General features: G+C 69.4%; 7 protein-coding genes. 6 read left to right on the top strand and 1 reads right to left on the bottom strand.

What is annotated here, in order from left to right; all coding sequences use genetic code 11:
• From KDM41_08595 to KDM41_08570, 6 genes are all read left to right on the top strand, one after another.
• The coding region (locus tag KDM41_08595; GenBank protein ID MCB1183480.1) for an NADH-quinone oxidoreductase subunit L at positions 1-360 on the top strand (360 nt) is incomplete at its 5' end.
• A 43-nt stretch (positions 361-403) separates the two neighbouring features.
• Complete coding sequence (locus KDM41_08590) at positions 404-1,900, top strand: NADH-quinone oxidoreductase subunit M (GenBank protein ID MCB1183479.1); 1,497 nt, start codon at positions 404-406, stop codon at positions 1,898-1,900.
• 31 nt (positions 1,901-1,931) lie between these two features.
• Complete coding sequence (locus KDM41_08585; GenBank protein ID MCB1183478.1) at positions 1,932-3,449, top strand: NADH-quinone oxidoreductase subunit N; 1,518 nt, start codon at positions 1,932-1,934, stop codon at positions 3,447-3,449.
• Positions 3,450-3,635: 186 nt separating this feature from the next.
• Positions 3,636-7,850 carry a response regulator gene (locus tag KDM41_08580; GenBank protein ID MCB1183477.1) on the top strand — a complete coding sequence of 1,405 codons (4,215 nt, stop codon included), beginning with the start codon at positions 3,636-3,638 and terminating at the stop codon, positions 7,848-7,850.
• Positions 7,851-8,144: 294 nt separating this feature from the next.
• Entirely contained in the window at positions 8,145-8,630 is a 486-nt protein-coding gene (locus KDM41_08575) for a hypothetical protein (protein MCB1183476.1), read from the top strand.
• 42 nt (positions 8,631-8,672) lie between these two features.
• Positions 8,673-9,455 (top strand): hypothetical protein, encoded by a 783-nt coding sequence (locus KDM41_08570; GenBank protein MCB1183475.1) that lies wholly within the window; start codon positions 8,673-8,675, stop codon positions 9,453-9,455.
• Between the two features lie 17 nt (positions 9,456-9,472).
• On the opposite strand, the gene KDM41_08565 is transcribed toward KDM41_08570, so the two are convergent.
• Positions 9,473-12,610 carry a CHAT domain-containing protein gene (locus KDM41_08565; GenBank protein ID MCB1183474.1) on the bottom strand — a complete coding sequence of 1,046 codons (3,138 nt, stop codon included), beginning with the start codon at positions 12,608-12,610 and terminating at the stop codon, positions 9,473-9,475.
• Positions 12,611-12,709 lie beyond the last annotated feature (99 nt).

The following is a 12,709-nucleotide window of genomic DNA, read 5'->3' as shown; positions in this document are numbered from 1 at the left end:
AAGATGCAGGCCAACATGGGCGGCGCCTACCGGGTGCTGCAGGGCCAGTACTTCTTCGATGAGCTCTACGCGGCCACGATCTACCGCTTCACCCTGTGGTGGGCGTGGCTGATGGCGGCCTTCGACCGCGTCATCATCGACGGCATCGTCAACGGCACGGGCTACCTGACGCGCATCGTCAGCTCGGTCTCGGGCACGTTCGACAAGTACGTCGTCGACGGCGCGGTGAACGGCGTCGCCACCGTCCTGCAGGGGGCGGGCGAAGGTTTCCGTCGGATCCAGACCGGACGCGTGCAGACGTACCTCGCGTACACCGTCGCCTCGGTCCTGGTCCTGATCCTGATCTATCGAGTCCTTTAGGTTGACCTGAGTCCGGGTTACGAACCCGAGAGGAGCGCCACGCATGGGTGAGCACATTCTTTCCTGGATGACCTTCTTCCCGGTCATTGGGGCGGCTGTGATCGCTTTCATTCCGTCGGAACGGAAAGAGGTCATCAAGACGGTGGCCGCGGCCGCGGCCGCGGTCCCCTTGATCCTGGCCGTGCAGCTGTTCGTGAACTTCGACCGCACCACCGCGGGCTTCCAGTTCGTCGAGCACTACACGTGGATCAAGAGCTTCAACATCGAGTACTTCATGGCCGTCGACGGCCTGAGCGTGCCGATGGTGCTCCTGACGGCGTTCCTGTCGTTCATCTGCGTGATCGCCTCGTGGGGGATCGCCAAGTCGGTGAAGGGCTACTTCGCGCTCTTCCTGGTGCTCGAGGCCGGCATGTTCGGCGTCTTCTGCGCCCTCGACTTCTTCCTCTTCTACGTGTTCTGGGAAGTGATGCTGCTGCCGATGTACTTCCTGATCGGCATCTGGGGCGGCCCGCGGCGCGAGTACGCGGCCATCAAGTTCTTCCTGTACACGCTGGCCGGCTCGGTGCTCATGCTGCTGGCGATGATCGCCTTCTACCTGAACACGGTCGACCCGGTCACCGGCGGCCACACGTTCAACATGCTGCACATGTTCGACCAGGGGAACCACAACGACTGGCTGCAGCTGACGAACATCCGTCACCTGCTCTGGATCGCGCTCTTCATCGGTTTCGCCATCAAGGTGCCGGTCTTCCCGTTCCACACCTGGTTGCCCGACGCCCACGTCGAGGCCCCGACGGCCGTCTCGGTCATCCTGGCCGGCGTGCTGCTGAAGATGGGCACCTACGGCATCCTGCGCATCAGCTACCCGATGCTGCCCGACCAGGCGGTGTGGTTCAGCTACACCATGGCGATCCTCGGCTGCATCAACATCCTCTACGGCGCCTACTGCGCCATGGCCCAGTCGGACATGAAGAAGCTCGTGGCGTACTCCTCCGTGTCCCACATGGGCTACGTCATGCTCGGCATGGCGGCCATGACCAGCGCCGGCATCAACGGCGCCGTGCTCCAGATGTTCAACCACGGCACGATCACGGCCATGATGTTCCTCTGCGTGGGCGTCGTCTACGACCGCGCCCACACCCGCGAGATCAACGGCTTCGGCGGTCTCGGCATGCAGATGCCGCTGTACTTCAGCTTCTTCAGCTTCGCGCTCTTCGCCGCCCTGGGCCTGCCGGGCCTGAGCGGCTTCGTCTCCGAGGCCATGATCTTCATGGGCATCTTCCCGGTGTACCGCGGGATCACGATCATCAGCGCCCTGGGCATCATCATCGGCGCGGCCTACGTGCTGTGGATGCTGCAGCGCGTGTTCCTCGGCCCGAAGAACGACAAGTGGGACTCGCTGCCCGACATCAACGCCCGCGAGATGTTCACGCTCGTGCCCATCGGCGTGATCGTGCTGCTGCTGGGCGTGTACCCGATGCCGGTGCTGAACCTGATGAAGGTGACGCTGAACAACCTGATCAAGGTCGTGGCCGGCTAGGCCCGGTGAACCGAAAGAGGAGCGTTCCTCGATGGAACTGACGAATCTGAACATTCCCAGCTGGTCGGACCTGCGCCACTGGCTGCCGGAGCTGATCCTCTGCGGGACCTTCCTGCTCGCCCTGCTCGGCGACCTGGTGGTGCGCGGGCGGCGCATCTGGGTGCCGTTCGCGATCTCCGTCTTCGGCCTGGCCACCGCGGGGGCGTACGCGATCGCGGCAGCGGGCCACGGTTTCGACATGTCCCACACGATCATGGGCAAAATGATCGTGGTCGACGGCACCGCGATCTTCTTCCGGCTGCTCTTCCTCTTCGCGGGTCTTGCGACGGTCCTCTTCGCCTGGACGAGCGAGGAGATCATGGGGCCGCGGCGCGAGAACAAGGGCGAGTTCTACGCCCTGGTCGTGCTGATGACGGCGGCGACCATGGTCATGGCCGAGGCCCGCAACCTGCTGATGCTCTTCCTGGCCATGGAGGGCGTCGGCCTGGTGAGCTACGTGATGGCCGGCTACATGCGCACGAGCCTGCGCAGCACCGAGGCCTCGCTGAAGTACGTTCTGTTCGGCGCCGTCTCGAGCGCGATCATGCTCTACGGGCTGTCCCTGCTCTACGGCATGACGGGCAGCCTCGATTTCGACGGCATCCGCACGGCCCTCATGTCGGGGCAGGTCAACGAGTTCGGGATGCTCGTGGTCGTCGTGCTGGTGCTCGTCGGCATGAGCTACAAGATCGCCGCCGTGCCCCTGCACTACTGGGCGCCGGACGTCTACGAGGGCGCCCCGACCCCGGTCGCGGCCCTCTTCTCGGTGGGCCCCAAGGCCGCCGGCTTCGCCCTGATGATCCGGCTCTTCTACACGAGCTTCGCCGGCAGCAACGGCAACGCCATGCAGTTCGTGCAGAACATCAACTGGCCCATGCTGGTGGCCGTGATGTCGGCCGTGACCATGACCTACGGCAACCTGGTCGCCCTGCGGCAGGAGAACGTCAAGCGCATGCTGGCCTACTCCTCCATCGCGCACGTGGGCTACATCCTGATGGGCTTCGTGCTGCTGACGAGCGCCGGCCTGGCCTCGATCCTGTTCTACCTGCTGGTCTACACGATCATGAACCTGGGCGCCTTCCTCGTCGTGGTGGCCATCAACAACCACCTCAAGAGCGAGCAGCTGCAGGACTACGCGGGCATCGGCTTCCGGGCCCCCTGGCTGGGCGCGATGATGACCGTCTTCCTGGCCTCGCTGACCGGCGTGCCGCCCTTCGCGGGCTTCGTCGCCAAGTTCTACCTGTTCACCGCGGTCATGGACCAGTGGCTGTTCTGGCTCGTGATCATCGCCGCCCTGAACAGCGTGGTCAGCCTGTACTACTACTTCAAGGTCATCAAGGCCATGTTCTTCACCAGGCCGGCCGAAGGCGCCGAAACCTCGCCGCTGAGGATCCACTGGCTGCAGTACACGGTGCTGGCCTGCCTGGCTGTCCCGACCCTGGCTCTGGGCCTCTTCTTCGAGCGTTTCAAGGCCCTGGCCGACGCCGCCGTGGGCCTGATGGGCGGCTGAGCCGCTCCGCCCCCTTCAATCCGACGACGCCCGGCCCCGCGGCCGGGCGTTCTCGTTGTCCCCCAACGGACTGACCAGATCGGCCACCGATTCGATAGGGCTAAAGGCCCCCCGCAGCGGCCCGATAATCCAGGGAGACCCCCGCCGCCAGGGCCGGGGACCCGCTCCCGCTCAGAGGTCGTGTCGTTGAAACCGTTGGGACGCCAAGCTTTAGGAGGCCGTCCGGCCTGTCTGTTGCTGCTCGCCTGGGCCCTGACGGCCACGGCGGCGTGGGCCGAGTTCCCGGACAGCTACCGCTTCCGGCGCGTGACCCCGGCCGACGGCATGTCGCAGGGCGTGGTGAACTCGGTGGTCCAGGACCGGGACGGGTTCGTCTGGCTGGCCACCCAGGACGGGCTGAACCGCTGGGACGGCGAGAGCTTCGTCATCTTCACCAACGACCTCGACGATCCGCGCAGCCTCGCCGGCAACGGCGTCTGGTGCCTCGACGTCGACCGCAGGGGCCGCGTGTGGTACGGCACCGAGGACGCCGGTTTCGGCTTCTACGATCCGGCGAGCGGCGACTTCACCAACTTCCGCTACGACCCGGCCGCAGGCGAGACCCTCGAGGCCTATGAGGTGGCCTCGCTGGAGGTGCACCCCGACCAGACCGTCTGGCTGGCCACGGCCTCGAGCGGCATCCTGCACTTCGACCCCGCCGACTCGAGCGTCACGGTCTTCGATCCGGACACCCCCGGCGACGTGCGGCTGCCCTCGACCGACACCTGGGACGTGACCGTCGACCACGACGGCTACGTGTGGGCGGCGACCTCGGGCGGGCTCGTCCGCTTCGGTCCCGACCGGCGCCCCGCGGAGGTCTTCACCCACGACGACGCCGATTCCCTCTCCCTGAGCAGCGACCTGGTGTACCGGGTGGCCGTCGATTCGCACAACCGGATCTGGGCGGGCACGGTCGACGGGTTGTGCCTGCTCGACCGGGCGCACGGCACGTTCCGGCGCTGGAAGGCCGACGCCGACGATCCGGACGCCCTCACCGCAGGCGCCATCTCCGGCGTGGCCGAGGCGCCCGACGGCCGCATCTGGGTGGCGACGATGATCGGCGGCCTGAACGTCATCGACACGCGCACCGGCGCGATCCAGCACGTGCAGTACGACAAGTTCGATCCGCGCAGCCTCGTGAGCGACAACGTCAACGGCCTCTTCATCGACGCCCGCGGCCTGCTCTGGGCGGCGACCCAGAAGGGACTCGGCATCCTCGACCTGAACGCCAAGGCGTTCCGCCACATGGCGGTCGGCTCGCTCGAGCGGGGCAAGCTGACCAACCCGACGGTGTGGTCGGTGGCCGAGGACCGCGGCGGCGACATCTGGGTGGGCACCGAGAACGGCCTGCACCGCTTCGACGTCGGGACCCACGAGATGACCGTCTACAAGCCCGTGAAGGACGACCGCCACAGCGTGCAGGCCGCGACCTTCTCGTTCGTGAAGTCGGACAGCCGCGGCGAGCTGTGGCTGGGGTCCGACCTGTCCGGGCTGAGCCGCTACGACTTCGCCCACGACCGCTTCCTCCGCTACGGCGGCGAGGGTTCGGCCCAGCCCTTCCTCGCGCAGACGCGCTTCTTCGGCTTCAGCGAGGGCCCGGACGGCAAGGTCTGGCTCGCGACCATGAACGGCCTGCTCGAGTACGTGGCCGGCGCGGACACGTTCATCGTGCACGGCGCCGACAGCACGGGGGTCGGGCTCGGCCACGCCGAGCTGCGGGCCGTCCACGCCGACGGCCGCGGCTACGTCTGGGCCGGCACGTGGTACGAGACCCTCGAACGCTTCGACCCGCGCACCGGCGAATCGCGGGTCTTCCGGCACGATCCCCGGGATCCGACCACCATCAGCAACAACGTGGTCATCTGCTTCGCCGAGGACAGCCGTGGCGGCGTGTGGATCGGCACCGGCAACGGCCTGAACCTCTTCGACGAGGAGTCGGGCACGTTCCGGCGCTGGGGTGTCAAGGACGGCCTGCCCAACCCGACCATCTACGGCATCCTCGAGGCGCCCGACGGCGCCCTGTGGATCAGCACGAACATGGGCCTGAGCCGCTTCGATCCGCGCTCGGAGAAGTTCGACAACTACGACGTCTCGGACGGGCTGCAGGACAACGAGTTCAACTCCCAGAGCTGCTTCCTCGGCGCCAGCGGCACCATGTACTTCGGCGGCATCAACGGGCTGACCCTCTTCCGGCCCGAGGAGATCCGCAACAGCACCCTGCAGCCGCGCCTGGCCGTGACCAACCTGCAGCTGCTGAACCGCAGCGTGCCGGTGGGGCCGGACGCCGACGGGCGCGTGCTGCTGAGCAGGCCGATCCACAGCACCGACGCCATCACGCTGGAGCCGCGCGACCGCGTCGTGACCTTCGAGTTCGCGGCCTTCGACTACGCGGCGCCCCGCGGCATCCGCTACGCCTACATGCTGGAGGGCTTCGACGACGACTGGCACCACGTGCGCGACCGGCGCCACGCCTCGTACACGAACCTGCCCCCGGGCCGCTTCGTCTTCCGGGTGCGGGCCACCAACCACGACGGCGTGTGGAGCCCGCACGAGGCCCGCCTGCAGGTGACCATGCTGCCCCCGCTGTGGCGGACCCCCTGGTTCATGGCCCTGTCCGTCACCGCGGTGCTGGCCGTCCTGTGGGGCGCCTACGCCTACCGCACGCGCCTGATGCGCCGGCGCACCCGCGAGCTCGAGGCCCGCGTGGCCGAACGCACCGCCGACCTGAAGGCCGAGATCGACGAACGCAAGTGGGTCGAGGATCGCCTGCGCGACGCCACCGAGCAGGCCCTGGCCGCGACGCGGGCCAAGTCGGAATTCCTGGCCAACATGAGCCACGAGATGCGGACCCCCCTGAACGGCGTCATCGGCCTGACCGGCGCGCTCCTCGACACCCAGCTCGACCAGGACCAGGCCGAGTACTGCGAGATGGTGCAGTCGAGCGCCAACGCCCTGCTGAACGTGATCAACGACGTCCTGGACTTCTCCAAGATCGAGGTGGGCAAGCTCGAACTCGAGAACGTGACCTTCGCGCCGCGCCAGGTCGTCGACGACATCGGCGACATGCTCGGGTGGCAGGCCTACGAGAAGGAGCTCGTCTTCGCCGGCGTCGTGGGGTCGGAGGTGCCGGTGAACGTGTCGGGCGATCCCGGGCGCGTGCGGCAGGTGCTGCTGAACCTCGTGGGCAACGCGATCAAGTTCACGTCCCGGGGGTCGGTGGCCGTGCGGGTGTCCTTCGTGCGCAAGGGCGAGGGACGGGGCGTCATGCGCTGGGAGGTCTCCGATACCGGCGTCGGCATCCCGCTCGAGAAGCAGTTCCGCCTCTTCCAGTCGTTCTCGCAGGTGGACGCCTCGACCACGCGGCGCTACGGCGGCACCGGTCTGGGGCTGGCCATCTCGAAGCAGCTCGTCGAGCTGATGGACGGCTGCATCGGGTGCGAGAGCACCGAGGGGCAGGGCGCCAGGTTCTGGTTCGAGCTGCCGGTCCGGGTAGTGGAGGAACCGCGCCGCGAGGCGGCCGGTGCCGGGCTGAGCCGTCCGGTGCTCGTGGTCTCGTGCCGCGACCTGGAACACGACGCGACGGGCGAACTCCTGTCCCACATGGGTTGCGAGACGGTGTCGGCCCGCGACTCGGCCTCGGCCCTCGCCGCCCTGGCCGAGCACAATGGGCGCTTCGGGCTGGCCATCATCGGGCGCCTGCCGGGGCGCGAGGACCCGGGCGAGCTGTCGCAGAAGCTGGCGGCGAACGCCGACGGGGAGCCGTTCCCCCGGGCGCTCCTGGCCGATCCGGGCGACCGTCTCGACCGCGGCCGTCTCGAGGAGCACGGCTTCGCCACCCTGCTCACGTGGCCGATCCGCCATCGGCGCCTGCATGACCTGATCGACCAGGTGAGCGCCGGCGCGAACGTGGCCGCCGAAGCGGCTGCCGCGACCTCGGACCTGCCGGCGGCGCCCCTGCGCGACGGCGAGGCCCCGCGCGTGCTGCTGGCGGAGGACAATCCCATCAACCAGCGCGTGGCCGGTCTCATCCTGACCAAGCTGGGCTACCCGTTCGACGTGGTCGGCACGGGCAAGGGCGCGGTCGAGGCGCTGCGCGAGCGCCACTACGACGTGGTGCTCATGGACGTGCAGATGCCGGAGATGGACGGGCTCGAGGCGACCCGCGCGATCCGCGCGGCCGACTCGGGCGTCCTCGATCCGCACGTGGTGATTCTCGCCATGACGGCCCACGCCATGGCCAGCGACCGCCAGCGCTGCCTCGCGGCGGGCATGAACGACCATCTCACCAAGCCGATCCAGTCGGACATCCTGGCCGCGGCCCTGGCGAACCATCTCGGGGTCGCTCCCGCCGGCGCGAACTGACCCGGTCGCGGAGCCCTGCCGAAAATTTCCCGTCGTGACCTCTTGAGTCGGACCGTGCCCGGTTGTTCATCCCCTGTACCGAGCAGTCGGGGACCGCCGAGGCGGCCCCCTGGACAACCGACCACCGCACCTCGCCCACGGCGTCGGTCCCTGCCTGGTGACCCTGAAATCATCCCATTGCAGATGGTCGATGGTCATGCATCGCCCGCAATTCCTATCGCCGAGGATTTCGCATTCCCATGTGGTTGCCGGGTAGGGGCCGCAGCGCCGGGGTGGTGAGAGAGGCCGCCCGCGATGACGTCAAGGAACCGCAGACGTTCCCGGGAACCGGCGTTTCGCCGGATCCGTGACCAGGAACTGGCGCTGAACCCGTCGGTGAGCCACCGCCCCAGGCGCTATTCCGAAAGCGGCTGCGCCGCGGCATGTCTCGCCCGCGTGCTGGAGCGCCACGGTCTTCCCGTCGAACCCGCCGAGATCGAGTCGCGCCTGTGCGCCTCGCCCCTCACGGGAGACGTCGTCAATTTCCTCGAGGTCGCCGAACAGCTCGGTCTGCAGGGGTTCCCCAGGGTCCTGACCAGTGAGGAGTGGCCTTCCATCCCTTCTGGCAGCATCCTGCACTGGGGGCCGGATCAACTCGTCGTATGCGAAGAGACCACTCCGGACGGGTACGTCGTCTACGACCCGCGCCGGGGGGCCCTTCCGGTCGATCAGCCGACGTTCCGCCGGCTGTTCACCGGGGTCGCACTCGTGTTCCTGCGGGCCGCCGAAGAGAAGGGGTAGGCGCGCCCTCGCTCACCACCCGTCCCGGGAGGACTGTTCGCCATGAAGACCTTGCCGCACCTTCACATCGCCTTCGCCCTGCTGCTCCTGCTCGCCGTCGCCGGGGGCTGCGGGCAGGACCACTCCGGATCCTTCGCCCTCGACCCGGCGCCCGCCATCGGGCGCAACGCCGATGTCACCGGCACCGACGACCCCGTCCTGCACGAGGCTCTCGACGCCATGTGGCACAACGACGACGGGGTCCTGATGCAGGTCTTCCGCCAGACGATCGACTGCGAAACGGGTGGCGTGTTCTCGGTGCATCCGGCCGGATGGCCGGCGGGCTACGACGTCTCCCTGACGGTCGACCCCGGTACCCTGCCGCTGAACCGTCCCAATCCCGTGGAGTTCGTCATGGAGATCCCGGTCACCGGACCGGTCACGGCCACCTCGGTGCCGTTCGAGTTCCACCCCGACGGCATCCGGTTCAGCCAGCCCGTGCACATCGAGATCGTGTGGCCGGAGTGGGCCGGCACGGCCCCGGCGAGCGGCATGAGCCTGTGGTACCTCGAGCAGGAGGAGCACGACGGTTCGTACCACTACCGCGTGGTGGAGAAGAAGGACAACCAGATCGCCATGGCCAAGTCCGACGTGCCGCGGGGCCGCTACAGCATCGACCACTTCTCGCGCTGGACGGCGGGTGACGGAAGCACGTCCGACGACGGCACGGGGGGTTCGGGCGGCACGCCCGTCGACAACGGGGCGCTGGCCGGCACTTCGCAGGGCGACTGCTGCTGGAGCGAAGTGGCCTACGATCGCGACATCCGGCCGCGCTCGGAGCCCTGACCGATCCGGAAACGCGTCTAGTCGCTGCGGGCGACCAGGCGCGTGAAGGCCCAGTACGATGGGTGGGGGTGGTCGCGCTGCACGTCCTTGCGGGCCTGCTGCAGCGCGGCCGCGCGACTCGCCCCCGCCCGCCAATGCCGGTAGAAGCTGTCGGCCAGACGCCGGGCCGCCGTGTCGTCCGCCCAGGACGTCGAGGCGATCACGGCGTGGGCCCCCGCCGCGAGGAAGGCTTCGGTGAAGTCGTCTGGGCCGGCGACGGGCGCCGACAGCGGCTGCCCCGAGCGACAGCTCGAGAGGAAGACGAGTTCGGCCTCGAGCCCGAGGCGCGCGACCTCCGTCATGGTCACCGGACGGCTGCCCTCGCCTGTCACCAGGCGCAGGGTGGAACGCCGTCCGGTCCCGTGATGGATCTCGGCGTGGGAGGCGATGTGGATCACGCCGAAGGTGTCCAGCCCCGCCGCGACGACGTCCGGCCAGGTGGCCGCGGCGCCCTGCAGCACCAGCGCGCGGGGGCCGTTCCATGCGGCCCCGATCTCCGCGGCCTCGCGCTCGGCCTGGCGCAGCCGTCGCACCTCGGCGGCAGGTTCGTCGCACCCCACCGCCAGCAGATCCAGGCTCGACGGGGCCGCCGGGCGCTCGTGCGGATTCGGCCCCGCTGCGGGCCATTCGAGCAGCGGACCGCGGTCGAGCAGCAGCTGATCGGTTCCGGGCAGGTTCAGGGCCGTCCAGGGCACGAGCCGCAGCACGCCGTCGGGCAGCAGGTGCAGGGTGCCGCCCGCGGGCCACACCATCGCCAGGTCGCCCAGCAGGGTCGCGGCGAGGGTGTCGCGCCGCGCCGCGTCCAGGGGGCGGTCCGGCTCGCCGAGATCGACCAGCAGGGGCGCCGCCAGCTCGCGCAGTGCCGCCGCGGCGGGCAGGCGACGCAGTTCGACGCCGTCGTCCGTGATGCGCCAGGCCCAGGACTGGTCGTCGCCGACCAGGAAGACCAGGGCCGGCAACGGCAACGTGCCGGCCTCGTGCTGCAGGGCCAATTCCGGATGCGCCCAGGCCAGGGACGCGGCCGCGGCGGCGGCGGGGTTGCCCGCGGCCCGCACCTCGTTGGCGACGGCGGCCCGCACGACGTCGCGGGAAATGCCCTCGCGGAAGAGCTCGAGGTCGGCGAAGTGGTCGAGCTCCACGTCGTGCCGCTCGATCAGCCCGGAGAGCTCCGACCGCGCCGCGTCGCACCGCCCCTGTCGCGAGTGCACCCGGGCGAGGGCGAGCCGGAAGCGGACCACCAGGTCGCGCGGCGCGTCGGCGCCGAGGCGGGCCAGGCCCGCCTCCAGGTGATGCTCGGCCGCCGCGAGGTCGCCTTCGGCCTCGCTCGTCAGCCCGAGCATGAGCAGGCTCGTCAGGCCCGTCCGGTAGGCGTGACCGAACGTGATCTCGGAGCTGAGCAGGGAGAACATGGCGCGCGCATCGGCATAGCGCCCTTCGGCGAGGTAGAACTCGCCCATCTGGAAACGGCTGCGGGCCAGGGTGCGCGCGTTGCGGCCCTGCAGGGCGGCGTCCAGGCAGCTCAGGAAATGGCGTTCGGCGGCGACCGCATCGCCCCGCTGGATCGCCAGCTGTCCGCTGCGGGCCTCGAGATTCCAGCGGGTTTCGGCGTTGTCGACCCGGTCGAGGGCCGCGCGGGCGCGATCGAGGGCCGCGGCGGCCTCGCGGGTCTCGCCCTGCTGGGCGAGCAGGCGCGCCGACAGGATCTCGAGGTCGGCGATCTGGTTGCTGAGCCGGTAACGGGCGGGGAGCACATTCTCGAGGCGCCGGATCTCGGCGAGCCAGGCGTAGGCCAGGTCGGGGCGCCCGGCGTCGAGGGCCGAAGGCACCATCTGCAGCATGAGTCGGGCCCGGGCCGAAGGGCCTTCCCAGCGGTCGTTGGCCTCGGCGGCGGCGGCGAGCAGCGACTCGGCCTCGGCATAGCGGCCGACCTCGCAGGCGTACTCGGCGAGCAGCTCGGCCATCTTGGCGGCGTTCTCGGTGATGTCCGGATGGGCGCGCACCTCGGCCGCGGCCTTGTCGAGATAGACCCGGGTCGAGTCGAGCCGGCCCGCCAGCCGGTGGTCGTCGGCGATGCAGGCGAGGGTGCGCGGGATGTTGCGGACGTCGCCGATGCGCCGGACCAGGGGCAGCCGGATGCGGTCGAAGTGCAGGGCCGTCTCGTAGTCGCCGTCGACCGAAGCGAACTGGGCCGCCCGGTCGTAGCCGCGGATGGCGAGCCAGTAGTACTCCTTCGCCTCGGCCTGGGCGCCGTACCGGCCGAGGCGGGCGACGGCGGCCTCCTTCTCGCCCCGGTCGCCCAGGGTCTGGGCGATGGTGAGGCGGGCCTCGAGAACCTGGTACGCGTGCCCGGCCTCCGCCGCCGTGGCGCCGCACATGGCCGCCGCCCAGAGGGCGTCGTCGAGCCGGTCGGCCTTGATCAGGCCGGCCGCCACGTGGTCCCACACGAGGCTTTCGCAGGAGGGGCCGCCGATCTCGCGCGCCTGGCCCGCCAGTTCGATCGCCGCGAAGATGGACGCCGCGAAGTTGTCGCGGGTCCGGGTCTGGTAGAGGTAGTTGAGGCGGGCCCTCACGCGCGACAGGGGCGCCAACTCGTCGGACCGCTCGAGAGCCCGGCGGTACATGCCGCGGGTCACGCGGGTGTTCGAGGTCACCATCGCCGTGGCGACGAGCCCCAGCGGCGTGGTCGTGTCGCTCAGGGCCGGGCGCGCGAGCATGGCTGCGAAGTCGTCACCGCGGTCGAGCCGGTGCCGGTACATGTGGGCCAGCTCGAGCCAGAGGACGTTGCCGGGGTCGGCCGCCCAGCGCGCGTAGAGGCTGTCACCGAGCGCGGTCCGCGCCGCGGGGTGGGCGAGCTCCTCGTGCCAGCGGCGGTAGAGGTTGAAGTCGCGCACCGACGGCGTGTCGGGCGCGGGGGTGCCGAGCCGGGCCACCGCCGCCTCGAGCCCGGGGCGCAGATCGGAAGAGAGGGGCACGTGGGAGAGGTCGTGGAAATCGGACCACCAGGCCGGGGCGGCCTGCTCGCCGCAACCGCCGAAGGTCAGGACCAGCAGCGAGCCGAACAGGACCGAGAGGGCGAGGGATCTGGTGACGGGGGGGGCCGTCCGGTGTCCGCTCATGGTACGGAATTCCTTAAAACCAGTCATCCAAAGGGGTTGCAGGTGGACAGGGCCAATAGAGCATCCTATCGTAGTGCGAAGCAAGGCAAATGGCCACCG

The sequence above is a fragment of the bacterium genome (assembly GCA_020440705.1).
GTDB lineage: Bacteria > Krumholzibacteriota > Krumholzibacteriia > LZORAL124-64-63 > LZORAL124-64-63 > JAGRNP01.
The sequence above is the reverse complement of the archived record's forward strand: the minus strand, read 5'-3'. Positions and strand labels throughout refer to the sequence as shown.

Coding starts and splice junctions, on each gene's coding strand:
- KDM41_08570 (MCB1183475.1), top strand. CDS start 8,673: ATGAAGACCTTGCCGCACCTTCACATCGCCTTCGCCCTGCTGCTCCTG.
- KDM41_08585 (MCB1183478.1), top strand. CDS start 1,932: ATGGAACTGACGAATCTGAACATTCCCAGCTGGTCGGACCTGCGCCAC.
- KDM41_08590 (MCB1183479.1), top strand. CDS start 404: ATGGGTGAGCACATTCTTTCCTGGATGACCTTCTTCCCGGTCATTGGG.
- KDM41_08575 (MCB1183476.1), top strand. CDS start 8,145: ATGACGTCAAGGAACCGCAGACGTTCCCGGGAACCGGCGTTTCGCCGG.
- KDM41_08565 (MCB1183474.1), bottom strand. CDS start 12,610: ATGAGCGGACACCGGACGGCCCCCCCCGTCACCAGATCCCTCGCCCTC.